General features: G+C 57.6%; 29 protein-coding genes. 14 read left to right on the forward strand and 15 right to left on the reverse strand.

Annotated features, from left to right (window positions below):
* Positions 1-90: 90 nt before the first annotated feature.
* Positions 91-981: a MurR/RpiR family transcriptional regulator gene (locus tag ACR0C5_RS00005; RefSeq protein ID WP_480873625.1), complete on the reverse strand. Its 891-nt coding sequence runs from the start codon at positions 979-981 to the stop codon at positions 91-93.
* 89 nt (positions 982-1070) lie between these two features.
* Here ACR0C5_RS00005 and ACR0C5_RS00010 point away from each other — a divergent pair, with 89 nt between their 5' ends.
* From ACR0C5_RS00010 to ACR0C5_RS00020, 3 genes are all read left to right on the forward strand, one after another.
* Entirely contained in the window at positions 1071-1838 is a 768-nt protein-coding gene (locus tag ACR0C5_RS00010; RefSeq protein WP_170786569.1) for a beta-keto acid cleavage family enzyme, read from the forward strand.
* On the forward strand, positions 1835-3151 hold the full coding sequence (locus tag ACR0C5_RS00015) for an aspartate aminotransferase family protein (protein ID WP_480873628.1): 1317 nt from the start codon (positions 1835-1837) through the stop codon (positions 3149-3151). The genes ACR0C5_RS00010 and ACR0C5_RS00015 overlap by 4 nt, the downstream gene beginning before the upstream one ends.
* A gap of 130 nt (positions 3152-3281) precedes the next feature.
* Entirely contained in the window at positions 3282-3647 is a 366-nt protein-coding gene (locus ACR0C5_RS00020) for a hypothetical protein (protein WP_237215911.1), read from the forward strand.
* A 16-nt stretch (positions 3648-3663) separates the two neighbouring features.
* Here ACR0C5_RS00020 and infC read toward each other — a convergent pair whose 3' ends face one another.
* From infC to cobA, 7 genes are all read right to left on the reverse strand, one after another.
* Positions 3664-4254 carry a translation initiation factor IF-3 gene (gene infC / locus ACR0C5_RS00025; protein ID WP_456239037.1) on the reverse strand — a complete coding sequence of 197 codons (591 nt, stop codon included), beginning with the start codon at positions 4252-4254 and terminating at the stop codon, positions 3664-3666.
* 117 nt (positions 4255-4371) lie between these two features.
* Positions 4372-5223, reverse strand: coding sequence for a ferredoxin--NADP reductase (locus tag ACR0C5_RS00030; RefSeq protein WP_170769608.1), 852 nt, complete (start codon positions 5221-5223; stop codon positions 4372-4374).
* Positions 5224-5334: 111 nt separating this feature from the next.
* Positions 5335-5742: a DUF934 domain-containing protein gene (locus tag ACR0C5_RS00035; RefSeq protein WP_170786575.1), complete on the reverse strand. Its 408-nt coding sequence runs from the start codon at positions 5740-5742 to the stop codon at positions 5335-5337.
* On the reverse strand, positions 5739-6500 hold the full coding sequence (locus ACR0C5_RS00040; protein WP_170769610.1) for a phosphoadenylyl-sulfate reductase: 762 nt from the start codon (positions 6498-6500) through the stop codon (positions 5739-5741). The genes ACR0C5_RS00035 and ACR0C5_RS00040 overlap by 4 nt, the downstream gene beginning before the upstream one ends.
* On the reverse strand, positions 6490-8154 hold the full coding sequence (locus tag ACR0C5_RS00045; RefSeq protein WP_480873632.1) for a nitrite/sulfite reductase: 1665 nt from the start codon (positions 8152-8154) through the stop codon (positions 6490-6492). The genes ACR0C5_RS00040 and ACR0C5_RS00045 overlap by 11 nt, the downstream gene beginning before the upstream one ends.
* Positions 8155-8220: 66 nt before the next feature.
* Positions 8221-8535: a DUF2849 domain-containing protein gene (locus tag ACR0C5_RS00050; RefSeq protein WP_170786582.1), complete on the reverse strand. Its 315-nt coding sequence runs from the start codon at positions 8533-8535 to the stop codon at positions 8221-8223.
* Positions 8535-9311, reverse strand: coding sequence for a uroporphyrinogen-III C-methyltransferase (cobA, locus tag ACR0C5_RS00055; protein WP_480873636.1), 777 nt, complete (start codon positions 9309-9311; stop codon positions 8535-8537). Before cobA ends, ACR0C5_RS00050 begins: the two co-directional genes overlap by 1 nt.
* 141 nt (positions 9312-9452) lie before the next feature.
* On the opposite strand from cobA, the gene ACR0C5_RS00060 reads away from it, so the two are divergent.
* A complete protein-coding gene (locus tag ACR0C5_RS00060) occupies positions 9453-9932 on the forward strand; it encodes an Lrp/AsnC family transcriptional regulator (RefSeq protein ID WP_170769614.1) in 480 nt (159 codons plus the stop codon).
* 2 nt (positions 9933-9934) lie between these two features.
* On the opposite strand, the gene ACR0C5_RS00065 is transcribed toward ACR0C5_RS00060, so the two are convergent.
* On the reverse strand, positions 9935-11116 hold the full coding sequence (locus ACR0C5_RS00065; protein ID WP_480873638.1) for a cytochrome P450: 1182 nt from the start codon (positions 11114-11116) through the stop codon (positions 9935-9937).
* Between the two features lie 47 nt (positions 11117-11163).
* Here ACR0C5_RS00065 and ACR0C5_RS00070 point away from each other — a divergent pair, with 47 nt between their 5' ends.
* The 6 genes from ACR0C5_RS00070 (at position 11164) to ACR0C5_RS00095 (ending at position 18116) form a co-directional block, all read left to right on the forward strand.
* Positions 11164-12897, forward strand: a complete 1734-nt coding sequence (locus ACR0C5_RS00070) for a sensor histidine kinase (protein ID WP_480873641.1) — start codon at positions 11164-11166, stop codon at positions 12895-12897.
* Positions 12894-14123 (forward strand): sigma-54-dependent transcriptional regulator, encoded by a 1230-nt coding sequence (locus ACR0C5_RS00075; protein WP_170769617.1) that lies wholly within the window; start codon positions 12894-12896, stop codon positions 14121-14123. Before ACR0C5_RS00070 ends, ACR0C5_RS00075 begins: the two co-directional genes overlap by 4 nt.
* A gap of 359 nt (positions 14124-14482) precedes the next feature.
* Positions 14483-15484, forward strand: a complete 1002-nt coding sequence (locus ACR0C5_RS00080; protein ID WP_480873644.1) for a DctP family TRAP transporter solute-binding subunit — start codon at positions 14483-14485, stop codon at positions 15482-15484.
* A 111-nt stretch (positions 15485-15595) separates the two neighbouring features.
* Positions 15596-16273 (forward strand): TRAP transporter small permease, encoded by a 678-nt coding sequence (locus ACR0C5_RS00085; protein WP_170769619.1) that lies wholly within the window; start codon positions 15596-15598, stop codon positions 16271-16273.
* Complete coding sequence (locus tag ACR0C5_RS00090; protein ID WP_170786590.1) at positions 16273-17649, forward strand: TRAP transporter large permease; 1377 nt, start codon at positions 16273-16275, stop codon at positions 17647-17649. The genes ACR0C5_RS00085 and ACR0C5_RS00090 overlap by 1 nt, the downstream gene beginning before the upstream one ends.
* Before the next feature lie 155 nt (positions 17650-17804).
* Positions 17805-18116 carry a DMT family transporter gene (locus ACR0C5_RS00095; protein ID WP_170791734.1) on the forward strand — a complete coding sequence of 104 codons (312 nt, stop codon included), beginning with the start codon at positions 17805-17807 and terminating at the stop codon, positions 18114-18116.
* 3 nt (positions 18117-18119) lie between these two features.
* Here the strand turns inward: ACR0C5_RS00095 and tpiA are convergent, their stop codons facing one another.
* Positions 18120-18869, reverse strand: a complete 750-nt coding sequence (gene tpiA, locus ACR0C5_RS00100; RefSeq protein WP_480873647.1) for a triose-phosphate isomerase — start codon at positions 18867-18869, stop codon at positions 18120-18122.
* 122 nt (positions 18870-18991) lie between these two features.
* Here tpiA and ACR0C5_RS00105 point away from each other — a divergent pair, with 122 nt between their 5' ends.
* On the forward strand, positions 18992-19909 hold the full coding sequence (locus ACR0C5_RS00105) for an isopenicillin N synthase family dioxygenase (protein WP_480873649.1): 918 nt from the start codon (positions 18992-18994) through the stop codon (positions 19907-19909).
* On the opposite strand, the gene ACR0C5_RS00110 is transcribed toward ACR0C5_RS00105, so the two are convergent.
* A complete protein-coding gene (locus ACR0C5_RS00110) occupies positions 19906-20271 on the reverse strand; it encodes a HesB/IscA family protein (RefSeq protein WP_170769624.1) in 366 nt (121 codons plus the stop codon). The two genes, ACR0C5_RS00105 and ACR0C5_RS00110, sit on opposite strands and share 4 nt — an antisense overlap.
* 190 nt (positions 20272-20461) lie before the next feature.
* On the opposite strand from ACR0C5_RS00110, the gene ACR0C5_RS00115 reads away from it, so the two are divergent.
* Positions 20462-20791 (forward strand): hypothetical protein, encoded by a 330-nt coding sequence (locus ACR0C5_RS00115; RefSeq protein WP_237217154.1) that lies wholly within the window; start codon positions 20462-20464, stop codon positions 20789-20791.
* A gap of 50 nt (positions 20792-20841) precedes the next feature.
* On the opposite strand, the gene ACR0C5_RS00120 is transcribed toward ACR0C5_RS00115, so the two are convergent.
* The 3 genes from ACR0C5_RS00120 to ACR0C5_RS00130 all read right to left on the reverse strand — a co-directional run bounded on the left by ACR0C5_RS00120 (position 20842) and on the right by ACR0C5_RS00130 (position 22464).
* Positions 20842-21204, reverse strand: coding sequence for an SUF system Fe-S cluster assembly protein (locus ACR0C5_RS00120; protein WP_480873652.1), 363 nt, complete (start codon positions 21202-21204; stop codon positions 20842-20844).
* Between the two features lie 94 nt (positions 21205-21298).
* On the reverse strand, positions 21299-21577 hold the full coding sequence (locus ACR0C5_RS00125; protein WP_170769626.1) for an NfeD family protein: 279 nt from the start codon (positions 21575-21577) through the stop codon (positions 21299-21301).
* Complete coding sequence (locus ACR0C5_RS00130; RefSeq protein WP_170791738.1) at positions 21577-22464, reverse strand: SPFH domain-containing protein; 888 nt, start codon at positions 22462-22464, stop codon at positions 21577-21579. Before ACR0C5_RS00130 ends, ACR0C5_RS00125 begins: the two co-directional genes overlap by 1 nt.
* Positions 22465-22642: 178 nt before the next feature.
* Here ACR0C5_RS00130 and ACR0C5_RS00135 point away from each other — a divergent pair, with 178 nt between their 5' ends.
* Positions 22643-23554: a nucleoside hydrolase gene (locus ACR0C5_RS00135; protein ID WP_480873655.1), complete on the forward strand. Its 912-nt coding sequence runs from the start codon at positions 22643-22645 to the stop codon at positions 23552-23554.
* A gap of 63 nt (positions 23555-23617) precedes the next feature.
* The gene (tgt, locus tag ACR0C5_RS00140) at positions 23618-24748 is read left to right on the forward strand and encodes a tRNA guanosine(34) transglycosylase Tgt (RefSeq protein ID WP_480873657.1); all 1131 of its coding nucleotides are present in this window, start codon (positions 23618-23620) and stop codon (positions 24746-24748) included.
* Positions 24749-24771: 23 nt separating this feature from the next.
* On the opposite strand, the gene ACR0C5_RS00145 is transcribed toward tgt, so the two are convergent.
* Positions 24772-25935, reverse strand: a complete 1164-nt coding sequence (locus ACR0C5_RS00145; protein ID WP_170769630.1) for a sugar-transfer associated ATP-grasp domain-containing protein — start codon at positions 25933-25935, stop codon at positions 24772-24774.
* Positions 25936-25975: the final 40 nt, after the last annotated feature.

A 25975-nucleotide genomic window follows, 5' to 3' on the forward strand; every position in this document is an offset into this window, starting at 1 on the left:
TCAGCGTCATGACCAAACGCGCCGTACAAGCCTGCGCGTAACCGCCTAGAAAAACGAACCCAAAAGCCCCGCAACAAAAGCGGGGCTTTTTTATCGCCGGATACGTGGTGTTTTGGAGGGAGCCCAATACGCGCCGTTTTGTTCCCTGGCTTTTTCGTAGGCCTGAACTTGGTTCAGTGCGTCTGCACCGCCTGCGTCGAACAAATGCCCAAGAAGGCATTCAAGGACAGCCATTGCGCCGGAATATGCAGAAAAGTGATGCAGGGATCTTGTGCTGACCGGGAACAGGACGTCGGGTTGAATGCCTGGTGCGACCACCTCGCTGTCGGTGATCAGGATGAGGCGCATCCGGCGGGCCAGCGCAGAGCGCATCGATTGGATTGTATCTGCGGAATAGGGGTGAACGGTGATGGCCAGCAGGCAGTCTTGCTGTGTCGCGTCCACGAGGTCATCGCTGGCTGCGCCAACATGTCGTGGGATCAACTGTATTCCGGGATGTGCCATTCGGCCCACATACGAGAAATAGTAGGATAGCGCATAGCTGGCGCGGGTGGCGGTGACAAAGCAGCGCCGAGAGGACGTGATGACATCCAGCGCCTGCGCCGTTTTTTCGGGCGTCATCAACCGAAGGGATCGGGTTGTTACATTCAGTGTGGTTTCGGCGAATTTGGCCTGTGCCTGATCGGCGGGCGTGCCTTCGCGCAATTCCGCTACCCAGCTTTGGTTCAGGTGTCGCTCCCGATCAGTTAGCAGAGCATGGCGAAAGGGTGCGCGGAAGGCCTCGTAGCTGTCATACCCAAGTCTTTCGGACAGCCGGACCAACACATTGGTGCTTACGCCGATCTTGTCGGCAGACACTCGGATTGGGTCCAGCGCTATATTGCCGGGATGGTCGAGTACATATTTTGCGGCCGCTTGCAGGGCTGGGGGCAACTGATCGATTGTACTGCGCAAGCGTCGGGTTAGGGAATTGAGTGTCATGTTCCCCATAAAAACAAATGTTTTGAAAAAGGCAAATTGAAAACATTGAAGCGAACCGTCATGTCCGAGGTGTTCAAAAGGATGTGCCAATGTCTGCCCAGAAGACGCCCAACAAACCCTATGTTCTGGTTGCGCCAAACGGGGCGCGGCGCGGGCTTAAGGATCATGCCCATCTACCAGTGACGCTGGATGAGATCACGGCGACGGCGCAGGAATGTCATGGGGCCGGGGCGCAGGGTCTTCACCTACATATACGCGATACGCAGGGACGGCATAGTTTGGACGCGGGGCAATATCTGGAAACGATTGCCGAGCTGCGTAGACAAGTCCCGACGCTGGACATCCAGATCACAACCGAAGCGGTCGGTCTGTATGACGTGCAAGCACAGTACGACTGTCTGGCCGGGGTGAGGCCGGGTTGGGCCTCGGTTTCTGTGCGCGAGATTGCGCGTGCGCCGGACCTCGCAGATCGGGTTTATGGGCTATGTGCCGAACAGGGGACGCGGGTTCAGCATATCCTTTATAATGCAGCAGACGTTGCTTTGTTGGCGCAATGGCGCGCGTCGGGCATAGTGCGAATGGAACAGTCGGAGCATCTGTTGGTTCTGGGGCGGTATTCGGCAGGGATGAATTCATCGCCCGAGGATTTGGACAGGTTGCCGCCGGTCGATGGGCCCTGGATGGTCTGTGCTTTTGGGCCGCGGGAACATGCGTGCCTTGCGATGGCTGCGAAAAAGGGTGGAGATGTGCGTGTCGGGTTTGAAAACAGTCTGACGGACCACGCCGGAACCCCTTGGGCCGACAACGCGGCATCTGTTGCCGCTTTGGTAGAAACTTTGAAAGGTATCAGATCATGAGCCACGTTTTTCCACGCCATACCAAGGCTGATCTGCCAACTGCTGTTGGAGGCGACGGATGCTATCTGATCGACTCTCGGGGGCGTCGGTATTTGGATTGTGGCGATGCGGCTGTGTCTTGCCTTGGCCACTCGGATCCTGCGGTGATTGCCGCTGTTCAAGAGCAGGTTGGAAAGATCGCGTTTGCCCATTCGGGGTTCATGACTTCGGAACCGGCCGAGGCGTTGGCGGATCTGCTGATCAAACACGCGCCGGGTGATCTGGACCGCGTTTATTTTGTATCGGGCGGATCCGAGGCGACCGAGGCCGCGATAAAACTGGCGCGGCAATATTTTCTTGAGATCGGGCAACCAGACCGGTGTCATGTGATTGCGCGCCGTCAAAGCTATCACGGGAACACCTTGGGGGCCTTATCGGCCGGCGGGAACGCATGGCGGCGCGCGCAGTTTGCGCCGATGCTGATCGAGATGTCTCATATCCCGGCCTGCTACGAATACGGCGAGAAACCCGAGGATGAGAGTAGCTTTGACTATGGCCAGAGGGTCGCAAACGCGCTTGAGGCAGAAATCCTGCGGTTGGGACCGGACAGCGTGATGGCGTTCATGGCCGAACCCGTAGTTGGGGCAACATTGGGTGCGGTACCGGCGGTCGAGGGGTATTTCAGACGAATCCGCGAGATTTGTGACCAGTACGGTGTGTTACTGATCCTGGACGAAGTAATGTGCGGTATGGGGCGCACAGGGCATCTGTTCGCTTGCGATCATGAGGGTGTCGCCCCCGATATCCTGTGCATTGCCAAAGGTCTGGGGGCGGGATATCAGCCGATCGGGGCCATGATGTGCACCGGGAAGATTTATGACGCAATCCGAGACGGCTCGGGCTTTTTTCAGCACGGTCACACCTATATTGGCCACCCCGTGGCAACAGCAGCGGCACTGGCCGTGGTAACACAGATGATCGAACGGGATCTGCCGCAGCGCGTGATGCAGATGGGTTCGACGGTTCAGGACGCTTTGCTTGCCGAGTTCGGTCAGCACCCCAATGTCGGGGATATTCGGGGGCGGGGGCTTTTTCGTGGAATCGAGCTGGTCGCGAACCGTGCAACCAAAGCCCCCTTCGATCCGTCACAGGGTGTGGCTACCAAGATCAAAAAGGCCGCTTTAGCGGAAGGTTTGATCTGCTACCCGATGTCAGGCACACGCGATGGGCGATTCGGAGACCACGTTCTTTTGGCTCCTCCTTTCATTCTAAAGGAGACTCAGGTTGGCGAAATGGTCACAAAGTTGAGTAATTCTTTGGCCGCAGTCGTATAACGTGTTTGTGTACTGACAACTCCTGTGTAATTAATACACTTATTCATTATTTTATTGTGAATGGGTGTGAGTAATGATCGCAGACATTTGGTCAAGTTTTCGGGCACTGCCACTATGGGTACAGTTATGGATGACGTTCATCCTTGTGCCTGTGAATCTCGGCACTCTGGCTTTTGTTGATCAACCGCAGGGTGCACTGATTGCGGCCTTGGCCGTGACAGGAATGGCGTTGAATATTCCGATCATGAGGGCCGCACGCGGCATGTCCAAGGCCATGGCTCTGCCTCATCTGATCTGCTGGGTGCCGATGGTGGCGATCATCATAATCCTGCTAACGGATGGAACTCCGCTGACCACCGGATTTGTTCGGTTTCTGGTTCTGCTTTTGATCGTCGATCTGATCTCATTGGGATTTGACTTGAACGACTCAATCGTGTGGCTGCGTGAACGGCAGGATGAACAGAAAAAAGCCCCCACGGCGGGGGGCTTTGAATAACATCCGGTACTTCTGATTACTTCTGAGGAAGCGGCCCGATCATCATGATCATCTGACGGCCTTCCATTTTGGGCATGTTTTCGACCTTGCCCAGATCCTTGATGTCCTCTGCCACGCGCTCCAGCAGTTCACGCCCAAGATTCTGGTGTGCCATCTCACGGCCTCGGAAGCGCAGAGTGACTTTGACCTTGTCGCCCTTTTCCAGAAACTTGAAGACGTTCTTCATCTTGACGTCATAGTCATGCGTGTCGGTGTTGGGTCGGAACTTGACCTCTTTCACCTCGATGACTTTTTGCTTCTTACGCGCTTCGCTTTCGCGTTTCTGCTGTTCGTATTTGAACTTGCCAAAGTCCATGATCTTGCAGACCGGCGGGTTCGCGTTTGGGGAAATCTCGACCAGGTCTAGGCCCGCATCTGCGGCAAGTTGCATGGCTTTGGCGGGATGAACCACCCCGACGTTATCTCCATCAGCGCCGATCAGGCGGATTTCGGGGGCACGGATTCTTTCATTGACGCGCGGGCCGGTATCTCTCTGAGGCGGCGCGTTGTGAGGTCTGCGGGCTATGGGTTCATTCCTTTGATGATTGCAGAAATTCGAGCCCGAAATTTAGACCGCTCCGGTGCCTGATTCAAGCGTGATCCACGCCAAAACGATGGAATTTCGGTGGTTTCACAGCAGGTTTATGCGCCGGTCAGGGGTAACCCGGTGACCGGCGCGGCCTGACTAGCCTACAAAGGCCTTTTCGATGACGAATTCCTTGGGTTCGGAATTCGCGCCTTCACGCAGGCCGAACTCTTCCAGAATGGCTTTGATATCGAGGTTAAAGGCCAGTGAGCCACAGACCATAGCACGGTCGGTTTCCGGCTTGATGCCACCTTCGATACCCAGATCGGCAAAGACAGTGCCGTCTTGCAGCAGGTTGGTGATGCGGCCCATCTTGGGGCTCTCTTCCCGTGTGGTGGTCGGGTAGTATCGGATCTTGTCGGCGAAACCTTCGCCCATCAGCTCGGCCAGCATCTCGTCCTTACGGATGTCTTCGATCAACTGACGACCGTATTCCAGTTCGGCCACTTCGCGGCAGGTATGCGTGATGATGACCTCATCATAATCTTCATAGGTCTGCGGTTCGCGCAGCAGCGAGGCGAAGGGCGCAAAGCCGGTGCCGGTGGCGAAGAACCACAGGCGTTTGCCGGGCAGCAGGGCGTCATGTACCAGCGTGCCAACGGGCTTGGGCCGCAGGATAATCTGATCGCCGGGTTTGATATGTTGCAACTTTGACGTCAGCGGACCGTCCTGCACCTTGATCGAGTAGAACTCCAGCTCTTCGTCCCAGGAGGGCGACGCGATCGAATAAGCGCGCAGAAGCGGTTTTTGGCGGCCGGTCTTGGGGTCGGGATCGCCCATCAAACCGATCATCACAAACTCGCCCGAGCGGAACCGCAGCGAGGCCGGGCGCGACACTTTGAAGGAAAACAGGCTGTCGGTCCAATGCTTGACGTCGGTGACGGTCTGGGCGTCGGGCAGAACGGGGGCCTTCACGGCGGTTGCTTCACTCACTGGTTTCATCTCTGTCATCGTTATATCCGCCAGTTGGGTAAACCGGCATCTCCGTTTAATCTTTGATCCACGTCAGGAAAAGGGGGCAGTTGCCCCCACGTCCTGTCCTCAAGCTGACCGATGGCGGTCTTAACCGCGCAGGCGGGCCTGATAGTTGTTGTCTTCCCAGTTCGACCGGGCCAGCCACTGATCCTCGGGCTGACGCTGGGCCAGTGCCTGGTCGATCTCGACCTCGTCAAAGCCGCTACGGCGAGCCATGGCGAATTGATCCGCCAGCACATGGCCGCGGGCGCGCAGACGGCCGGTATAGCCTTTCAGGCGCAAAATGCGGGCAATGGTAAAGCCGCGCCCATCAGCCGACGACGGAAAGTCCACGCGCACCATTTTGGCGCTGCCCAGACGTTCAAACAGCTCATCCGGATCGGTGTCCGAGGCCACATCCAACGCAACCACGTCATTGGCGGCGTCTTCCAGCGTAACAAACCCATCGGTCCAGTCGTCGGGGGCAAAGCCCTCATCATTTACGATTACGTTCATGTTGTCTCTCCGGCGCGCACCATCTTGCCATCGACAAAATGGATGCCGCATTCTTCCTTGTTCTGATCGCGCCAACGTCCGGCGCGAGGGTCTTCGCCTTCTTTGACCGGCGAGGTGCAGGGCGCACAACCGATCGAGGGGTATCCTTTGGCCACCAGTGGATGCCGGGGCAGGTTGTTTTCTTCCATATAGGCGCGCACATCCTCGGGCGCCCAATGGGCCAACGGGTTGACCTTGATCCGGCCAGTGCCGTCTTCGACCTCGAAGAACTCCAGCGCGGCGCGGGTGCCGGACTGAAACCGTTTGCGCCCGGTGATCCAGCCGCAGTAGCCCGTCAGGGCCCGTTGCAGCGGGAAGGTCTTGCGCAAGTTACAGCACGCATCCGTATCCCGCAGACGCAGGGCACCATAGGGGTCGTCGCGCTTCACATCCTCGTCCTCGGCGCGGATGATCTGCACGTTTTTAAGCCCCAGACGTTCGCTGACCTCCTGCTGGTATTCCAGCGTTTCGGTAAACAGCATCTGAGTGTCCACAAACAGCACCGGGGTCATCTTGTCGACCACCGCCGCCATGTGCAGCAACACCACCGACTCGGCCCCAAAGCTGGACACCAGGGCAAGATCTTCAATCTGGTCAATGGCACCGTGCATCACGTCATGCGCGCTGTGGTGCCGGAACCGGGCGTTCAGCGCCTCGACTTTTTCGGTCAGTTCGCTGCGGTCTTTGCCCAGTTCCGTCTGGATCAGATCAAGCGGCATTCGCCTGAGCCTCGGGGTACAGAGCTGCCTTGAACGGAGCCATGCCGACACGGCGATAGGTCTGCAGGAACTCTTCTTCGGGGCTGTCGCGCTGTTCCAAATAGGTGTTCACGATCCGCTCGACCGCCGGGACGATTTCATCATTAGCAAAGCCTGGACCGGTACGGTCGCCGATGGCTGCCGTTTCAGTGCCGTCGCCGCCCAGAGTGATCTGGTAGTTCTCGACGCCTGCACGATCCAGACCCAGAATGCCGATGTGACCCACATGGTGGTGACCACAAGCGTTGATGCAGCCCGAGATCTTGATCTTCAGGTGGCCGATATCATGCTCCAGCTTAAGATCGTCAAAGCGGGTTGCGATTTCCTGTGCAACCGGGATCGAACGTGCCGTGGCCAGCGCGCAGTAATCCATGCCGGGGCAGGCGATGATGTCGCTGATCAGGCCGATATTTGCGGTGGCCAGATCGTATTCCTTCAGCTTGGCGTGGATCGCGGGCAGGTCCGATTTGTGGACATGCGGCAGGATCACGTTCTGCTCGTGGCTGATGCGCAGCTCATCATAAGCGAACTCTTCAGCCAAATCGGCCATCACGCGCATCTGTTCTGTGGTCGCATCACCCGGTGTCGCGCCGTGCTTTTTGATCGAGATCGTGACAATCGCGTGGTCCGCGTTCTTATGCGGCGCGATATTGGTATCGACCCACGAGCGGAACACTGGATCGTTGGTATAGGCGCTCTCAAAGGACGCGACCGAGCCCTTACGGAAATCAGGCGCTGCAAAGTGGCCCTTGATCTCTTCCAACAACGCCATATCGGCGCCTTTGAATTGGGGGCGGACCCGAAGGAAGCGCTCGTTTACCTTGGCGCGGATGGTGTCGATGCCGTTTTCATGAACGGTGATCTTGATGCGCGCTTTGTATTTGTTGTCACGGCGGCCGATCTGGTTCCAAACAGACACAGTCGCTTCAAGATAGGCCAGCAGGTCGTCAAAGGCGACGAAATCCGACAGTTCCTTGCCGATCATCGGCGTACGGCCCAGACCACCGCCCACGATCACGCGGGCGCCCAGAACGCCGTCGCGTTCAACTAGTTGTAGGCCGATGTCGTGCGCTTTGATTACAGCACGGTCGTTTTCCGAACCGGTGATGGCGATCTTGAACTTACGCGGCATGAACTGGAATTCCGGGTGATCGGTGGACCACTGGCGCAGCAGTTCGGCATAGGGGCGAGGATCGGCGATCTCGTCCGCGGCGGCACCGGCGAAATGGTCGGCGGTCACGTTGCGGATCGTGTTGCCCGAGGTCTGGATGGCGTGCATGCCAACCTCGGCCAGCGCGTCCAGCATATCCGGAACGTCGTTCAGCTTAGGCCAGTTATACTGGATGTTCTGGCGGGTGGTGAAATGGCCATAACCCTTGTCCCACTTCTCGGCCAGCAAGGCCAGTTGGCGCATCTGCGCGCTGGACAGCGTGCCATAAGGAATGGCGACGCGCAGCATGTACGCGTGCAATTGCAGATACAGGCCGTTCATCAGGCGGAAGGGTTTGAACTCATCCTCAGTCAGCGAGCCGTCGATGCGACGCTCAACCTGGGCGCGGAACTGCTTGTTACGTTCTGCCAAAAATGCTGTGTCGAACTCGGAGTAGCGATACATGATTAGCTGTCCTTAGTTGCAGCCCCGATACCTTGGGGCCTTTTTGGGGAGAGAGAGGGCCAGAGATCAGGCCCGGGGCTGCGTTGTTGTTTCCTGCTTGCCGTGGGCATAGTTGGACGGGCCGGTGCGGCGGAAGTCCTCGCGGAAATGGGTGGGTTCGGGGCCGTTTTCACCGGCCACTGCATCGGCCAGATATGCGCCGACGATCTTATTGGCTTGACGCGCGGCATCCAGCAGGCGGACCTGAGCGTGGGCCTCGTCGGTGATCAGCTCGGCCTCGGCCAGGTCGCGCGACCAACGGTCATCGGCGGTCAGGTAGATCACGTCGCCTTCTAGCAGGTCATTCGCAGTGACGACTTTGGGGGTAAAAGCGCGGGCCATCAGGCGTGCTCCTTCTTGAATTCGGTCAGGGTCTTGGCCGCTTGGCGCGGGGCAAGGCCGTAAAAAGTCAGGGTGGGGCCGTCCATTTCGGCGGCGTTCAGATCGGCGGGCAACTGGTCCAGATTGGTTGACACGATGCGCTGATCAGGGCGCGAGGCGTTTTCCACCAATGTGATGGGCGTGGCGCGGTCGGCGCCGTGCATGATCAGGCGGCCCTGGATGAACCGAGCCGATTTTTTGCCCATATAGATTGCCGCGACAGAGCCCGGACGCGCCAGTGCTGCCCAGTCGTGATCGGCAAAGCCCTTCAAGTCGTGGCCGGTCAAGAACCGGACCGAGGAATTGCGGCCGCGCCGGGTAAGGCTTTGGCCGATACCCGCCACAGCGCCCGAGGCAGCCGTAATACCGGGGATGATGGTCCAAGAGATGCCTGAGGCTTCAACGGCCTCGATCTCTTCGTCCAGACGACCAAACAAGGTAGGATCACCGGATTTCAGGCGTACGATCCGCTGACCTTTTAACGCATGTTCCACCAATAGGGCGTCGATATCCGCCTGTTTCCACGAAGGACCAAAACCGGCTTTACCCACATCAACCAGAGCAGCCGTTTTTCCCGCCATTGCCAAAACCTCGGCACTAATCAGGCGGTCATGCAGTATGACATCCGCGCGCTCGAACGCACGCAGCGCCTTGAGCGTCAGCAATTCAGGATCGCCGGGGCCCGCGCCGACAAAGTCGACATGCCCTGTGCCATCATATGAACGTGCGTCTTGCATAGTTGATTCCGGTTGGTTTGACTTGACCTGCAATATAGGAAATATTCCCAGTATTGCGCCATATGGGCGCATAAATAAGAACATACGTTCCTGTTGAATTGAAATGTGGAACGTGGGTTTCGAAACGAGGGAAAAATTGGAATGTCGGTGCGAATAGACGACACGGATCGGAAAATTCTGGTTGAGCTTCAGCGCGATGCCAGTCAATCGCTGGACGAAATAGCAGCGCGGGTTGGCAGCTCCAAGACCCCGGTCTGGAATCGGATCCGCAAGCTAAAAGGGGCCGGAGTCATCGGTCAGCAGACCGTTTTGCTGGACGCCGAGGCGCTGGGGTTCGAGGCTACGTTTTTTGTGTTGATCCGCACCTCAGAGCACGAGGCCGATTGGCAACGCAAGTTCCTCAAGGCCCTGCGGGATCGGCCCGAAGTGCAAGAGGCGCACAGGCTGGCGGGCGATATCGATTATATCCTGAAAGTGCGGGTCAAGAACGCGCGCGCCTATGATGAGTTCTACCAGACCCTGATCTCGGAAGTGCGGGTCCACAACGTGACCGCGCTGCTATCGATGGAGGAGATCAAGTCCACCACGATGTTGCCTTTGGGTGCTTTGGTCGACGGATAGTTTCAGGTTTCCACTATCAAGCGCTGCAAGCCGTGGAAGTGATAGGTGTTGTCATAGGCCGGTGCTTCGCTCAGGCGTAGAGAGGGGCACCGATTGAACAGGATCGACAGCGCGACTCGCATTTCCAGCCGTGCCAACGGCGCCCCGACACAGAAATGCAAGCCGCCGCCAAAACTGGTGTTGGTGACAACCGGGCGGGTTGGGTCAAACTGATCTGGGTTTGTCCATACTGCCGGGTCGCGGTTCGCCGCCCCCAAAAGCAAGGCCACCTCGTCGCCGCGTTTGAAACTGTGGTCGAACAGGGTGACGTCTTCGTAAGCATAGCGCGTGAACATGTGCAGCGGCGGATCGTAGCGCAGGATTTCCTCGACCGTTCCGTCTGTGACACCCGGCTGAAAGACGCTGCGATCAAGGCCTAGTTCCAACGCTGTCTTCACGCCGTTGCCCAGCGAATGCACGGTTGCCTCATGTCCGGCGTTCAGCAGCAGGACGCAAGTGGCGACCAATTCATCGCGCGTCAGTTTCTCGCCATCTTCCTCGGCTGCAATCAGCCGGGTGATCAGGTCATCACGCGAATCCGTGCGACGGCGGTCGATATAGCTGTTCAGGAAATCAGTGAATTCTTGCGAGGCTGCGGCTGCATCTTGTTCGGTCTGTGCCGTTCGGCTGGCCTGATACATGGCGACCATGGAATGGGACCAACGCAGCAGGTCCGGCGACATCTCCTCGGGTACGCCCAGCAGGCGGCAGATGGTGATCACGGGCACTTGGGTGCAAAACCGGTCCAGCAGATCGAACGGGGAATCCGGGAAATCGTCGATCAATGCGTGGGTCAGGTCCCGTATTGCGGGCTCTAGCGCAGTAATCGCGCGCGAGGTGAAGGCGCGCATCACCAAGGCCCGCAATCTAGTATGGCGGGGTGGTTCCAGCTCAAGCAGGGAATGCGCCTCGATCGCCAACCATGGGGCGAGGTGCCTTGGACCCGGCTTTTGCATCTCGGCTGGGGTTTCACGGCCAAAGCGGCGGTCTTTCAGCAACGTTTGCACGGCCTTGTGCGAAACGGCGGCCACAATCTGATAGTCGTCCCAATAAATCAGATCGCCGGATGCGCGGGCATGGTGATAGAAAGGGTAGGGGTTTTGGACGAAGTCCGGTGCAACCGGGGATTGGGTAAGCGTCTTCATTCCAAGGACACTTGCCATGAGGCCCGGTGAATGCAAGACCCTATTTCATGCAAAGGGTTTGGGTTGTTTTGGGATTTGTCTTGTCTGTCGCGCTGTTGGCGGCAGGGGTGTGGTCATACGGCTACCGGCAGGCGCTGCTGCAACTTAGTGACAAGGCTGAGGCTGATCTGGAACTCGCTGCCGACCGGCTGAGCACTCAGATGCAGGTCTATCAGGAACTTGCCGTACTGATGGCCACACATCCTGCTTTCGACACGCTGGAGACCGAAGCACAACGGCGCGAAGCGCGCTTCGTGCTGTTGGATGTTGCCGATAAGACAGCGGCGGTCGATATGATCTATCTGGACCGCGACGGTCAGGTTCTGGCCTCGGCACAACCGGCGGCACAGACCAATATGGCCGATCACCCTGCCTTTGAGCGTGCCTTGCAGGGCGCGATGGGCAGTGCGCATGGGGTGTTAGACGCGACCGGGGACCGGATCTATTCTTACGCCGCCCCCGCGTTTGGCCCCGAAGGGCAGGTGGACGGGGCATTAATGGTCATCGCCGACGTGCAGGATGTCGAGCAGACGTGGCGCGGCAGTACCGAGGCTGTTTTCTTTGTCGATGCCGAGGGGGTCGTGTTCATCTCCAATCGCTCGGACCTGTTGTTCTGGCGCCGTGACGACGGCCAACTGGGGCTATCTCCGCCAACCGGTGAGTCCGTGGCCTTCGCCTCGGTCCAAGTGGGACCGCATGAGTTGTGGGAGGTCGATTGGGGTCGGTATTTACCGCAACGTGCCTTGCATCTGACGCTGGATCTGCCAGTGATCGACATGACGGCCGAAGTGCTGGTCGATGTTGCTCCGGCCCTGCGCTTGGCCGGGTTGCAGGCGGCGACGGTGGCGGCAATCTGTCTGGCCTTTGGGGCTTTGTTGTATCTGGCCACCGAGCGCAGGCGCACTTTGGCCTTGGCCAATGTCGAGTTGGAAAGCCGCGTGGCGCAACGCACTCATGAACTGACGGATGCCAACACCGCTCTGCGCCGCGAAGTGCATGAGCGACAGGAGGCGGAAACCGCCCTGAAACACGCGCAGGAAGAATTGGTGCAGGCTGGAAAACTCAGCGCATTGGGGCAGATGTCTGCTGGGATCAGTCACGAGTTGAACCAGCCACTCATGGCGATCCGGCAATTCGCCGATAATGGAACCGCTTTCCTGACCCGTGGACGCGAGGAAAAGGCCGCTGAGAACCTAACCCGCATTTCCGATATGGCCGCACGTATGGCCCGCATCATCAAGAACCTGCGGGCGTTTGCGCGCAATGAAAGCGAGCCGATGAGCAAGGTTGATCTGGTGCAGGTCATCGAAACCGCGATCGAACTGACCGAGGCGCGTTTGCGCGCGGATGGGGTGGTTCTGGACTGGACCCCTCCGGTGCGGCCTGTGTTCGCGTGGGGCGGAGAGGTGCGTCTAGGGCAGGTTTTCGTCAACCTGATCAACAACGCCGCCGACGCCATGAGCCAGCAACCCGAGCGGCGGATCGACATTGAAATACATGATGACGAAAAGCTGTCGGTGACAGTCCGCGATATCGGTCCGGGGATTGAAAATACGGAAAAACTGTTCGAACCGTTTTATACGACCAAAGAGGTCGGCTCCTCAGAGGGGATGGGGCTAGGTCTTTCGATCTCGTACGGGCTGGTGCAAAGCTTTGGCGGCAATATTCGCGGTGTGAACTCGAATCCAGGGGCGACCTTTACGGTTGAACTGGAGTATTTTCGGGAAGATGAAGTGGTATGACACGCAAGGTTCTTCTGGTCGATGATGACGCGGCGGTCCGCGAGGCATTGGCGCAAACGCTGGAACTGGCGGATTACGCGCCGGTCACGGCAGGTTCTTTTGTTGCGGCCAAGGACCATATTCGCGCGGATTTTGCGGGGGTCATCGTCTCGGATATCCGCATGCCCGGACGGGACGGGTTTTACCTTTTGAACTACGCGTTGGAGATTGATCCCGAGTTGCCGGTGATCCTGCTGACAGGCGAAGGCGATATTCCAATGGCCGTTCGGGCGATGGGCAAGGGTGCGTTCGATTTTCTGGAAAAGCCCTGTGCGGCCTCTGATCTGCTTGAGGTGCTGGAACGGGCGCATCTGGCGCGGCGGCAAGTGCTGGAACAGCGCGCCTTGAAACAGGAGTTGGAAAAGGGCGACCCGGCGGCGCGGCTTCTGTTTGGTCTGTCTGCGCGGTCGGAGGCGTTGCGGGACCGGGTGCGTTCAGTTGCGCCGACTGGGGCCGAGGTTCTGGTGACAGGACCTGCGGGCAGTGGGATATCAAAGGTTGCTGAGGTGGTTCATTTGATGTCACCGCAATCGCAGGGTCCATTCGTCAAGCGGCCCGCTTCGGGCATGTCGGTTCAGTCTTTGCAGCAGGTGTGTGAGGACGCGGCTGGTGGTTCACTGTTCCTTGACGAGGTTTCGGTGATGCCGAAAGACACCCAATATGCGGCGCTTGAAATCATCGAGCAGGGGGTTGGGGCACGGATCATCGCCGGCACCACTGCGGATCTGGCGGATCTGTCCGCAACAGGGCAGTTTCATGCGGACCTGTTCTATCGGTTGGATGTGATGCGCGTGCGCATCCCGTCCCTGTCCGAGCGGCCCGAGGATATCCCGGTGATCTTTCGCCACTACGTCGCGCAGGCTGCGGAACAGGCTGGCATTGCAGTACCTGACATCTCTTCCGAACATTTGGCGGCCTTGATGTCGCAAGATTGGCCAGGGAATGCCCGATCCTTGATGTCAGCGGCCATGCGCTTTGTGCTTGGGATGCCGGATGAGGTGGGCGCCGCCACTGAGTTGGGTCTGAGCGAGCAGATGGCCCAAGTTGAGCGGTCACTTTTGATCGCGGCGCTGGGGCGCCATAACGGCAAAGCATCGGACGCGGCCAAGGCGCTGAAACTGCCGCGCAAGACATTTTACGACAAGCTGGCTCGCTATGGCATTCGGCCCGAGGATTATCGCAGGTAGGTGCTCCCGCCCGCTTTCTCTGCATTTCATGCAGGTCAGGCGGTTGGGCCGGGCAGTTCGCTGACGCGAACTGTGGTTGCGCTTGATTGGGTGGTGATTCTCGATGGGCGAATCAAGTTGTGCGGAAAACCGCACAGAAGGGGTTTGGGCTTGTGCGAAATTTCGCACGTCGCTCAAGGATAGCAGCCAAAGATCTGTTCGCGCGGCTTGTAATGAACTGTTAATTAACAAAAAAATACAATCAACCGGCATTCAGAACAAAAAGTTGAGCGGTAAGAGGCGATTCGGTTCACTGCCCGGCATGAGGCGCTCGTCGAGCGTCTGGGAGAAGTTTTGTGAAGTCTGGGAGGATAGGACAGATGAAATTCCTGACAACAGCCGCAACCGCACTGGCGCTGACCGTGACCGCGACCGCTGGGATGGCGGCGTGTGACGACGGCGAGATCGTGGTGAAGTTTGCGCATGTGACCAACACCGACAAGCACCCCAAGGGGATTGCTGCATCGTTGCTGGAGCAGCGTGTCAATGACGAGATGAACGGCGTTATGTGCATGGAGGTGTTCCCGAACTCGACCCTCTATAATGACGACAAGGTGCTGGAGGCGATGCTGCAGGGCGACGTCCAACTGGCCGCGCCGTCGCTGTCGAAGTTTGAAAAGTTCACCAAGCAGTTCCGTCTGTTCGACCTGCCGTTCATGTTCAAGAACATTGATGCGGTGGACGCATTCCAAGCCTCGGCTGACGGTCAAGCGATGAAGGACAGCATGCAGCGCCGTGGCCTGCAGGGGCTGGCATTTTGGCACAACGGCATGAAGCAAATGTCGGCGAACAAACCTTTGGTTGATCCTTTGGATGCGGATGGCCTGAAGTTCCGTGTTCAGTCTTCGGACGTGCTGGTCGCGCAGATGGAAGCCATTGGTGGCAGCCCGCAGAAAATGGCGTTCTCGGAAGTCTATGGTGCTTTGCAGCAGGGCGTTGTGGACGGGCAGGAGAACACCTGGTCGAACATCTACGGCAAGAAGTTCTTCGAAGTGCAGGACGGTATTACCGAGACCAACCACGGCATCATCGACTATCTGGTTGTGACTTCGGTTGACTGGCTGGACAGCTTGGACCCCGAAGTGCGCGATCAGTTCCTGACGATCCTGAGTGAAGTCACCGAGACGCGGAACAAAGAAGCCTTTGCGGTGAACGAAGCGGCCAAGCAGTCGGTGATCGACGCCGGGGGCACCATTCGTGAGCTGAACGCCGACCAGCGTCAGGCTTGGGTCGATGCGATGAAGCCTGTCTGGGACAAGTTCGCTGGCGATGTGGGTCAGGACAAGATCGACGCTGCACAGGCGATCAACGCCGGATTTTAATCCGAGCAGTCCGCGCGCCGGGGGACTGGGGAGTTATCGACGCGCGGGCCGGGCGGGCTGAAACAGGCCCGCCCCAATTATTCTCATCACACAAAATGCGGGGACAATGAGATGTCTGGTGCGAAACCCGGCTCTGGCGGGCTGATCGACCATATCGAAGAGACGATGATCGCGCTGTTGTTGGGGGTGATGACCGTCGTCACCTTCGCCAACGTCATCGCGCGGTTCGTCTTTAATTCTAACATCCTGTGGGCGCTGGAACTGACAGTGTTCACCTTTGGCTGGTTGGTGCTGTTGGGGGCGTCCTATGCAGTGAAGAAACACGCGCATCTGGGCGTGGATGCGATCCTGAACATGCTGGCCCCGGCGCCGCGACGCATCCTGGCGCTGATTGCGGTGGCGTGCTGTCTGGTCTTCTCGTTGCTGCTGCTGAAGGGGTCCTATGACTATTGGGCCGTCTTCGCGGATCTGCCGCCGACCTCAGGCCGGTGGTTCCCGACCGGGTTCGATACCGGTGCGCGCAGCCAGAGCTTTTACGAGGTTGACGACATCCCAATGGTCGCGCCGCTGCGGTTTTTGGAAGACATGATCAACTATGGCGAGGGCTATGAAAAGCTGCCCAAGGTGATCCCGTATCTGGTGTTGCCGGTGTCGATGATCCTGCTGGTGATCCGCTTTTCTCAGGTTGCAGTACAAATCTGGCGCGGCGAAACCGACCGCCTTGTCGCCAGCCACGAAGTCGAGGACGAGATCGAAGAAGTCCGCGCACAACAAGGGGTGCATGACTGATGGACGTCGTTCTTCTTTTCTCAATGGTCATTGGCCTGCTGTTGATCGGTGTTCCGATTGCGGTGGCGCTTGGCCTTAGCTCGACCCTGTTCCTGCTGATCTATTCTGACAGTTCTTTGGCCTCGGTCGCAGGCACGCTGTTCGAGGCATTCGAGGGGCATTTCACCCTGCTAGCAATCCCGTTCTTCATTCTGGCGTCGTCTTTCATGACAACGGGCGGTGTGGCGCGGCGGATCATACGCTTCTCGATTGCCTGTGTTGGGCATTTGCCTGGTGGTCTGGCGATTGCGGGCGTGTTTGCTTGTATGCTGTTCGCGGCACTGTCGGGGTCGTCCCCGGCGACCGTTGTGGCCATCGGCTCGATCGTGATCGCAGGGATGCGTCAGGTGGGGTATTCCAAGGAATTCGCCGCTGGTGTGATCTGTAACGCGGGTACGCTGGGCATCCTGATCCCGCCGTCGATCGTGATGGTTGTCTATGCAGCCGCCGTCGAGGTCTCGGTCGGGCGCATGTTCCTTGCAGGGGTCATTCCGGGCCTGATGGCAGGTCTGATGCTGATGATCACCATCTATGTCATGGCCAAGGTCAAGAACCTGCCCAAAGGTGAGTGGAAAGGATGGGGCGAGATCTTTGCCTCGGCGCGCGAGGCCGGATGGGGCCTTTTCCTGATCGTCATCATTCTGGGTGGTATTTATGGCGGTATCTTTACTCCGACCGAAGCCGCGGCCGTGGCCGCCGTCTATGCCTTCCTGATTGCCAGCTTCGTCTACAAGGACATGGGCCCGCTCAGCACGGAAGAAGGGCAACCCAATCTGCCGCTGATCAAAAAGCCCTATGCGCTGGTGACGGCCTTTTTCCACCCCGATACCAAGCATACGCTGTTCGAGGCAGGCAAGCTGACCGTCACGCTGCTGTTCGTGATCGCCAACGCGCTGATCCTGAAACATGTGCTGACCGACGAGCAGGTGCCGCAACACATCGCCAGTGCCATGCTGTCGGCGGGTCTGGGACCTGTGACCTTCTTGATCGTGGTGAACGTGATCCTGCTGATCGGCGGTCAGTTCATGGAGCCTTCGGGCCTGCTGGTCATCGTGGCACCTCTGGTGTTCCCGATTGCGATTGAACTGGGCATCGACCCGATCCATCTGGGCATCATCATGGTGGTCAACATGGAGATTGGGATGATTACACCTCCGGTCGGGCTGAACCTGTTCGTGACCTCGGGCGTGGCCGGAATGCCGATGATGAGCGTCGTGAAGGCGGCGCTGCCCTTCCTGGCGGTTCTGTTCGTCTTCCTGATCATGGTCACGTATATCCCATGGATATCGACCTTCTTGCCCAACACATTCATGGGGCCAGAGATCATAACGAACTAGCCGTGAACCACATGAAAGCCGGGCCCCAGAGGCCCGGCTTTTTCCTTTGCGCCCTTCTTGACGAATTGCGGGTCATGCCCATCTGGAGGGCAGAGGACGACCTCACCACTTTGGTTGATCATTCGGGACGACCCGAACGGATATGAGGTGCCTCTATGCCCTGGATTTTTCTGCTATTCGCCGGTTTGTTGGAAATCGTCTGGGCCGTTGCGATGAAGCAATCGGTTGGTTTCACCCGGCTTTGGCCGACCGCGCTGATGGGCGTGTCGATGATCGGGTCTTTTGGCTTGCTGGCACTGGCTATGCGGGATTTGCCACTCGGCACGGCCTATACGATCTGGACCGGGATCGGTGCGGTTGGAGCGTTCATGATCGGCGTCATGTTTCTAGGCGAGGCCCTGACAGCCCCGCGCTTGATTGCAGCGGCCCTGATTTTGGCCGGTTTGGTAACTATGAAACTGGCGTGACGCTCAGGCGTTTTGCAGCGCGTCGATGATGCCCGCGAAATCCTGCGCTTTCAGGCTGGCCCCGCCGACTAATGCCCCGTCCACGTTGGACACGGCAAAGATGTCTGCGGCATTGCCGGGTTTGACCGACCCGCCATAAAGTAGCCTGACCGAGCGGCCCACGCCCTCGCCAAAGCGACGTTCCAGACGGGTGCGGATAAAGTCGTGGACCTCGCCAATTTCGTCGAGGGTGGGGACCTTGCCCGTGCCGATAGCCCAGATGGGTTCATAAGCGACGATCAGGTTCTCACCGGTTGATTGATCAGGGATCGAGCCCGACATCTGACCGCCGATGATATCCAGGGTGTTGGCTGCTTCGCGCTGTTCCAGGCTTTCTCCGACACAGATGATGGCTTTCAACCCTGCGTCCATGGCAGCACGGGCCTTGGCACGGATGTCTTCATTTTGCTCACCGTGATCCTCGCGCCGTTCAGAGTGGCCCAGAATGACCGCGGACGCCCCGGCATCCAGCAGCATTCCGGCGCTGATATCTCCGGTATGGGCGCCAGAGGCGTTTGCATGGCAATCCTGACCGCCAACCTGAATATCTGTGGCCTGCACGGTGCTGGCTGCGCGGTACAGCAAGGTTGCGGGCGGGCAGATCAGCACATCGACCGTGGGGGACGGATACATGCGGGCGAGGGTGCTCAACTCCTCTAGCTCGGCCGACATTCCATTCATTTTCCAGTTACCAGCCGCCAGCTTGCGCCGCATCGCACACACTCCCACAAGAATTTTTGTTTGTGTTTCGGATAACACCCGCCGGGGGTCGTGACAATTCCGGTTGCAGACCATCGCAGAAATCGACAGAACTCGCGCGAGCTAATGAGGCAGAGATGATCGACACACTGGATCTTGCGAAATTGGACGCCCGTGATGTGGCGGAACTGGCCAGATTGCGGCGCGCCGTTAGCGACGTTGGGTTTCTGCGCGTCTCCAACACTGGATTAGACAAGGCGAGGATCGAAGCCGTCCTAGCCGCTTACAAAGCGTTTTTCCACCTGCCCGAGGCGCAAAAAAGCCGCGTCGACATGGCAAAGACCGGGGCAAATCGAGGCTGGGGTGCGCCGCATTCCGAACAAGTCGATCCCGATGCGAATCCGGACTACAAAGAGGTGTTCGATTGCGGTTTCGATCTGCCCAAGGACAGTGCCTATGCCGACCGGGACTTGAGCGTTTACGCCCCTAACCAATGGCCCGACGCGCCGTCTGGTTTTCAGCACATGATTCAAGGCTACTATGGTGACGCTTGTGCCGTTGCGATGCGTATCTTGCGAGCGATTTCCGTTGCTTTGGGCCGCGGCGACGCGGGCAGCTTTGATGTGGCGTTTGACACGCCGATGGCTTTGCTGCGCGGCAACTTCTACCCTCAACGTCCCGTTTGGGCGGGGGCGCGTGATTTCGGGATCGGCGCGCATACGGATTATGGCTGTCTTACCTTGCTGGCGACGGATGGCACTCCGGGGCTTGAGGCGCAATTGCCGGATGGAAGTTGGGCCGAGGTCCAAGCCGACCCCGGCACCTTCGTGATCAACTTCGGGGAAATGCTGGAGTTCTGGACCGCAGGGCAGGTCAAAGCGACCATGCACAGGGTCGTCGGAGGAGCGGATGAACGGGTTTCGGTGCCGCTGTTTTTTAACCCGTCCTATGACACCAATGTTGCGCCGCCTGAGTCGGACCAAGTGATTTCAGCCGGAGAACACCTGACCCGGCGGTTCAACGAAACCTACGTTCACTTGAAAACGGCGTCTTAATTCTGCGCTGACAGGGTCTCGTCGAACTTGATCGACTCGCCGCATCCGCAGGCATCGACCACGTTTGGGTTGCGGAACTTGAAACCGGCTTCCAGCAGCGAGACTTCATAGTCGATTTCGGTTCCGAACAGGAACATCTGCGCCATAGGGGCGATCATCACCCGCGCGCCGTCCTGTTCGACCACCTCATCATTGGTGTCGGCTTCGTCCACGTAGTCCATGGTGTATTCCATGCCTGCGCAGCCGCCTTTTTTGACGCCAATGCGCAGTCCCGCGTGTCCGCCCGATTCCATCAGGCGTACAATCTGGGCCGCAGCCTTTGGGGTCATGGTCACGGCCTGTTTGCCGGGAATGCCAAACATTTTCGTCTCCGTCGTCACGCGTTGTTTATAACTTAGTCCTCTGGTGGGGCAGTCTCAAGACATAGCAGACGTGCTTACCTAAGTTTTCCACTCAGGTAGGCACATGTGCAACCTACGCTTGCCTAACGCCGCGCCTTCGTCCTAGCCTTGCACTCAGTTGAGCAGAGAACATTGCAGGTAGGGCAACAGGATGAATTTTTCGCTAAAGCTTAGTGGACTAAAAGCGGTGCCGTTAATTGCCCTCGCGGCGTTTGCTGGTGCTGCTGCGGCTCAAACCGATGAAAAGCGGCATCCGGTGAATTGCGCCACTGCGCCAGGGGATTTGCGCGCCATCGCGGCTGAGAAAAAACACGCTCAAGATCAACAGGTTGCAAGCGTTGTTTCAATCCTTCCAGCCGGTGCGCTGCTGGGCCTTATCACCGGGACCGAGAAGAAACATTTGTCGATGCTCTCTGGTGATTACGTCAAAGCGCTGGACGCGCGGGCGGAAGAAATTAAATCCACCTGCGGTATCAAATAAAAAACCGCCCCGGTGATTGAGGGCGGTTTAGTCATCGACAGCTGGTTTGCTTACATGAAGCCCAGTTCCAGACGGGCCTCGTCGGACATCATCTCCATGCCCCAAGGCGGTTCCCATGTCAGTTCTACGTCCACTTCCTTGACGCCGGCCACCGGTTCGACAGCTTCGACAATCCAGCCCGGCATTTCGCCCGCGACAGGGCAGCCCGGCGCGGTCAGGGTCATGATGACCTTGACGGCGTTTTCGGCCGTGATGTCGATGGTGTAGATCAGGCCCAGATCATAGATATTGACCGGAATCTCAGGGTCATAGACGGACCGGCACGCCTCGACCACCGCTTCATACAAGGGGTGCTCAATCGTGGAAGGCGCAATCAGCGGGGTGCCTTCGAACTGTTCACTCGGGTGGGTCATTCGTGCCTCGGGTCTGTTTCCTGAGCTTTTATATAGGGAAAGCCACGGGCAGCGTCCAGTGGTGCCGTGGCGCCCTTATCGGGCGCCGAGCGATTCATTCGTTTATATCATGCCGGAAGGTCTTCACCTGACCATGGGGCAGGGCGAACATCCGCCGCAACACCAGCCACGCCACCAAGGACAAAGCTGCAAAGATCAGCAGCAAAACCGGCAGGGACGGTGCGACCCCGGGAATGACCAGCAACAGCCCAGTGATCGCCGCGCCGATTGCGAAGCCCAGAAAGATGAACCCCGGCAGCACAATCTCGAGGATGCCGAGGGCCAAAGCCCCCGCCAACCAAATCCACCATGTCAACCAGAACGGATCGGCCATTACCGGCCTCCTTTCAACATTTTGAAGGCATCGCCAAACGCCTCGAGCGCATTCGCGGGCACCACGATGGTTTGTGAGCCATTGCCTGCGCCAAGTGCGTTCAGGGCCTCGACCTGTTTCAATGCGACCTGATACTGAGCGGCCTCGATCCCGTTATCCTGAATAGCTTTGGCGACCACGCCTGTTGCATAGGCTTCGGCCTCGGCCTCAATACGGCGGGCTTTGGCGGTTTGTTCAGCCGCATATAGCTCGGCATCGGCGTTCAGTTCAACGGCGCGTTTCTGACCCTCGGCCTCAGTCACCTGCGCGCGACGGGCGCGTTCGGCGTTCAGCTGCTGCAACATTGCGTCGCGGGTGGCCTGATCCAGGTTAACGTCTAAAATCTCGGCCCGAGTCACCTCGATACCCCAGTCATCCACGGCGGTTTCCACGCTTTCCTGAATACGGGTAATCAGCTGCGCACGGTTCGACTGTACCTCATCCAGGTCCATTTTGCCGATCTCGGCGCGGACGATACCGGCCACGGTGGTGGCAATCGCGCCATCTACGTCACGGATACGATAGACCGTCTTTTCCGGTTCAAGAATGCGGTAAAAGACCGAGGTGTCGATCTGCACCAGCACGTTGTCTTTAGTGATCGCGTCCTGAGTCGCGTTGGGCAACTGACGCTCCAGAATGGATATTTTGTGGCGTGCAACGTCCAGAAACGGAACGATAAAGTTGATCCCCGGTCCAAGGACCGAATGAAGGCGCCCGAACCGTTCAATCACGAACTTCTCGGATTGAGGCACAATCTTTATGCCCTTGAAAATGACGACGACGATCAGCGCCGCGCCCAGCAGGAAAATGATGTTGGATGAAATCAATCCAATAATCTGTTCTTCCATATAACTGTCCTCTCGGTATTGTGTACTATAGTATACATTTGGGGATTGACTCGCCCAATTTCAACTCAGCTATCCCGAGAAGGGGCGCGGAATCAAATCATTGAATAAGCTGATAAGGGGGGCGGAGGCCTGTCTGTGACCACTTTGCATCCCTTGCCGATTGCGCTATCGGGCAAACATGAAACTGATTATAGACACTGACCCCGGCATTGATGACGCAATGGCCATCGCCTATGCTGCTGCTGCCCCCGAGATTGAGCTGATTGGCCTGACCACGGTTTTCGGCAACACCCATGTGCATCAATCCAGCCGGAACGCGCGGTTTTTGTTAGATAAACTGGGCATAAACGCCCCGGTCGCAGAAGGCGCACCCGTGGCGCAGGGGGCGGACACACATGCGCCGTCTGAGCATGTTCATGGGCCTGAGGGGTTTGGAGATGTCACCGACATCCCTCAGATCGGGAGCAATCACAGCCTGTCCGCTGCCGAATACCTGGTTGAAATGGCCCGCGTGCATAAGGGCGAACTGGTGGTCTGCGCCGTCGGTCCCTTAACTAATATCGCCGCTGCACTGCGTCTGGACCCGGAATTTGCCCAGAACATCGCCCGCTTGGTCATCATGGGCGGTGCTGTTTATTGCCCTGGTAACATTACCCCGCATGCCGAGGCGAATATCTACCATGACCCTCTTGCCGCCGATGAGGTTTTTGCCAACCCTCCTACGACGATGGTTGTTGGCTTGGATGTGACGCTCAGGACCCTCTACGAAGGGGCCGATTTTGACGGCCTCGCGGAACAATCCGCAGATATGGGTGGGTTCCTGCGCGATATCTCGAAGTTTTATCTGAAGTTCTACAAGGATGTTGGTGGGCTTGAGGGTTGCGGGCTGCACGATTCGACAGCTGTGATCGCCTGTACCCATGCGGACATGTTCACAATGGTGGAAACCGGGTTGCAGGTTGTTGCGGACGGCCCCGAGATTGGCCTGACCCGCCCTGATCCTTCGCGTCCCGTCGTGCACGTGTGCTGCGATGTCGACGGGGCAGGGGTGGTCGATCTCTTTACCCAACGGGTCGCTTCATTGCCCTGACGGGTTGCAAAGGACGGGCAGATCGGGCAAATCCTGCCCGGTTCAGCGACCCCGAGGCCCCCTATGACCGAACGTTTTTCTTTTGACCTGAAAGCCACCGACGGAAAGGCGAGAGCCGGCGTGATCCGCACACCGCGCGGCGAGGTTCGGACGCCCGCTTTTATGCCTGTCGGAACGGCGGCGACGGTCAAGGCGATGATGCCCGAAAGCGTGCGCGCAACCGGGGCCGATATCCTGTTGGGCAACACCTATCACTTGATGCTGCGCCCGACGGCAGAGCGGATTGACCGTCTGGGTGGTTTGCACAAGTTTATGAACTGGGAACGTCCGATCCTGACAGACTCGGGTGGGTTTCAGGTTATGTCCCTGGCCGGGCTTCGAAAACTGACCGAAAAGGGCGTGACCTTCAAATCGCATATCGACGGCTCCAAGCATGAGCTGACGCCAGAGCGGTCAATGGAAATCCAGCGCCTGCTGGGTTCGGATATCGTTATGTGTTTCGACGAATGCCCGGCCTTACCCGCGGACCGGGACCGGATTGCTGAATCGATGCGACTGTCGATGCGATGGGCGCGCAGGTCGCGCGATGCGTTCGGCGACCGTCCGGGCCACGCTTTGTTTGGTATTCAGCAAGGTGGACTAGAACACGATTTCCGCGAAGAATCCGCCGAAGCCTTAAAAGAGATCGGGTTCGAAGGCTATGCGGTCGGCGGACTGGCCGTCGGCGAAGGCCAAGAGGCCATGTTCAGCGTTCTGGATTTCGCGCCTGATATGCTGCCCACCGATAAGCCACGCTATCTGATGGGAGTGGGCAAGCCCGACGACATCGTAGGCGCCGTTGCGCGCGGCATCGACATGATGGATTGTGTTTTGCCTTCGCGTTCAGGGCGCACAGGGCAGGTTTTCACCCGCTATGGCGTGGTCAATATTAAAAACGCCCGCCATGCGGATGACCCGCGCCCGCTGGATGAGCAGTGTACCTGTCCGGCCTGTTCAAACTACTCCCGCGCCTATTTGCACCATGTATTCCGCGCGAACGAGATGATCTCGGGGATGCTGCTGACTTGGCACAACCTGCATTATTTTCAGGAAATCATGCAGGGTATGCGCGACGCGATTGCGGCGGGAACCTTTGAGGCATGGCAAAATCAATTCCATGCCCAACGCGCACAGGGCGATATCGAACCGATGTGAAATAAGCGGTTTAGGTCGTTTGTCTATCGCCGAAACGGCCAAAACTTCTTCTTTGGCTGTTCGTTGAAGTCCCAACCAAAACCTTCGAAAAACTCTCTAACTTCAGAAGTCAACATTCCACGCCCACTGGCGTACTGAGGTAGATCGAACCCACCACCATAGTTCAATTCGACGACGACCGGCCCACTTTCAGTTATCGAGATATCCGTTGACTGGTAGCGAATAGGTGCAAAGGTTCTGGCTGCGCGCTCATTAACTTCAACCAATTCGCGCCAGAATGGGAGTTGCAACCCCATCAGTCCTTTGACTTCTGGATGATCGTCCAGAAATTCGACTTCCTTGTCCGCCCGCCGCGCTACCGTTTCTATTTTCCCAGTTTCTACATTAACTGAGCACGCAATGTTCCCGGGTCTCCAGAATGCGTCGGCAATGTTATCTCCTTGAGGAATCTTAATAATCGCCATAGGGCAATAGACGTCGTTTTCTCGTACAAGATTGACCATGCGGACTGTTGCGAGAGCCGATGCATATTGGGAAATGTCCGGATGATTTTGAATGACAGACTGCAGCACATAAGAGTTATCGCCGACGATCTCGGCTAAAAATGTTTCGTATGAAACCGGGTCTCGTCCTTCACATACGATGGTTGTTTCATTTGCATCTTTTACCAAAAAAGCACCAAAACTCACCATGCCCTCAGTGATCTTACCGAACAATCCTGAACCAAGGTTCTCAAGTAGAACATCCCGCAATTGCTCTGCCGTTGCTATGGTCTTCAACCTTGGGTAGATTCTGTTGGATTTATCTATAACAGCCAAAGTTTTAGGAACTGGAACACCGGCAGCCTCAAGTAGTGTGTAAGCTACAACTTTGTCTTCAGCAGCGGCACTCCACCCATTGTGGTTACACTTGTGGGTAATTGGCCAGTGAAGGTCATTCGAGATAAACGCCGCACGTTCCGAATCGGTGTAGCGATCTATGTGGTGAAGACCATTTCGCACATACTCGACCATGTTCAACCGTCCGGGTACCTTTGACACTTTGTTGAAGTCGAGCTGAGTTTTCATGACTGATCGTCCTGAGCTCTTTGCAGCATAAGCCAAGAGCTCCACATATTCGGAGTCTCGAACCTCTAGATAGTGCTTGTGGTCGTCTTCTGCTGCGGAGATTTTTTTTTGCGTGCTCATGCCAGAATGTCTCGTTTTTGAAGTGCGGGAGTTGTGCTTC

Source organism: Ruegeria sp. N8, assembly GCF_056531325.1.

Bases quoted from the DNA above. Each gene is read 5' to 3' on its own strand.
- ACR0C5_RS00005 (WP_480873625.1), bottom strand. From the start codon at position 981: ATGACACTCAATTCCCTAACCCGACGCTTGCGCAGTACAATCGATCAG.
- ACR0C5_RS00010 (WP_170786569.1), top strand. From the start codon at position 1,071: ATGTCTGCCCAGAAGACGCCCAACAAACCCTATGTTCTGGTTGCGCCA.
- ACR0C5_RS00015 (WP_480873628.1), top strand. From the start codon at position 1,835: ATGAGCCACGTTTTTCCACGCCATACCAAGGCTGATCTGCCAACTGCT.
- ACR0C5_RS00020 (WP_237215911.1), top strand. From the start codon at position 3,282: ATGACGTTCATCCTTGTGCCTGTGAATCTCGGCACTCTGGCTTTTGTT.
- ACR0C5_RS00030 (WP_170769608.1), bottom strand. From the start codon at position 5,223: ATGACAGAGATGAAACCAGTGAGTGAAGCAACCGCCGTGAAGGCCCCC.
- ACR0C5_RS00035 (WP_170786575.1), bottom strand. From the start codon at position 5,742: ATGAACGTAATCGTAAATGATGAGGGCTTTGCCCCCGACGACTGGACC.
- ACR0C5_RS00040 (WP_170769610.1), bottom strand. From the start codon at position 6,500: ATGCCGCTTGATCTGATCCAGACGGAACTGGGCAAAGACCGCAGCGAA.
- ACR0C5_RS00045 (WP_480873632.1), bottom strand. From the start codon at position 8,154: ATGTATCGCTACTCCGAGTTCGACACAGCATTTTTGGCAGAACGTAAC.
- ACR0C5_RS00050 (WP_170786582.1), bottom strand. From the start codon at position 8,535: ATGGCCCGCGCTTTTACCCCCAAAGTCGTCACTGCGAATGACCTGCTA.
- cobA (WP_480873636.1), bottom strand. From the start codon at position 9,311: ATGCAAGACGCACGTTCATATGATGGCACAGGGCATGTCGACTTTGTC.
- ACR0C5_RS00060 (WP_170769614.1), top strand. From the start codon at position 9,453: ATGTCGGTGCGAATAGACGACACGGATCGGAAAATTCTGGTTGAGCTT.
- ACR0C5_RS00065 (WP_480873638.1), bottom strand. From the start codon at position 11,116: ATGAAGACGCTTACCCAATCCCCGGTTGCACCGGACTTCGTCCAAAAC.
- ACR0C5_RS00070 (WP_480873641.1), top strand. From the start codon at position 11,164: ATGCAAAGGGTTTGGGTTGTTTTGGGATTTGTCTTGTCTGTCGCGCTG.
- ACR0C5_RS00075 (WP_170769617.1), top strand. From the start codon at position 12,894: ATGACACGCAAGGTTCTTCTGGTCGATGATGACGCGGCGGTCCGCGAG.
- ACR0C5_RS00080 (WP_480873644.1), top strand. From the start codon at position 14,483: ATGAAATTCCTGACAACAGCCGCAACCGCACTGGCGCTGACCGTGACC.
- ACR0C5_RS00085 (WP_170769619.1), top strand. From the start codon at position 15,596: ATGTCTGGTGCGAAACCCGGCTCTGGCGGGCTGATCGACCATATCGAA.
- ACR0C5_RS00090 (WP_170786590.1), top strand. From the start codon at position 16,273: ATGGACGTCGTTCTTCTTTTCTCAATGGTCATTGGCCTGCTGTTGATC.
- ACR0C5_RS00095 (WP_170791734.1), top strand. From the start codon at position 17,805: ATGCCCTGGATTTTTCTGCTATTCGCCGGTTTGTTGGAAATCGTCTGG.
- tpiA (WP_480873647.1), bottom strand. From the start codon at position 18,869: ATGCGGCGCAAGCTGGCGGCTGGTAACTGGAAAATGAATGGAATGTCG.
- ACR0C5_RS00105 (WP_480873649.1), top strand. From the start codon at position 18,992: ATGATCGACACACTGGATCTTGCGAAATTGGACGCCCGTGATGTGGCG.
- ACR0C5_RS00110 (WP_170769624.1), bottom strand. From the start codon at position 20,271: ATGTTTGGCATTCCCGGCAAACAGGCCGTGACCATGACCCCAAAGGCT.
- ACR0C5_RS00115 (WP_237217154.1), top strand. From the start codon at position 20,462: ATGAATTTTTCGCTAAAGCTTAGTGGACTAAAAGCGGTGCCGTTAATT.
- ACR0C5_RS00120 (WP_480873652.1), bottom strand. From the start codon at position 21,204: ATGACCCACCCGAGTGAACAGTTCGAAGGCACCCCGCTGATTGCGCCT.
- ACR0C5_RS00125 (WP_170769626.1), bottom strand. From the start codon at position 21,577: ATGGCCGATCCGTTCTGGTTGACATGGTGGATTTGGTTGGCGGGGGCT.
- ACR0C5_RS00130 (WP_170791738.1), bottom strand. From the start codon at position 22,464: ATGGAAGAACAGATTATTGGATTGATTTCATCCAACATCATTTTCCTG.
- ACR0C5_RS00135 (WP_480873655.1), top strand. From the start codon at position 22,643: ATGAAACTGATTATAGACACTGACCCCGGCATTGATGACGCAATGGCC.
- tgt (WP_480873657.1), top strand. From the start codon at position 23,618: ATGACCGAACGTTTTTCTTTTGACCTGAAAGCCACCGACGGAAAGGCG.
- ACR0C5_RS00145 (WP_170769630.1), bottom strand. From the start codon at position 25,935: ATGAGCACGCAAAAAAAAATCTCCGCAGCAGAAGACGACCACAAGCAC.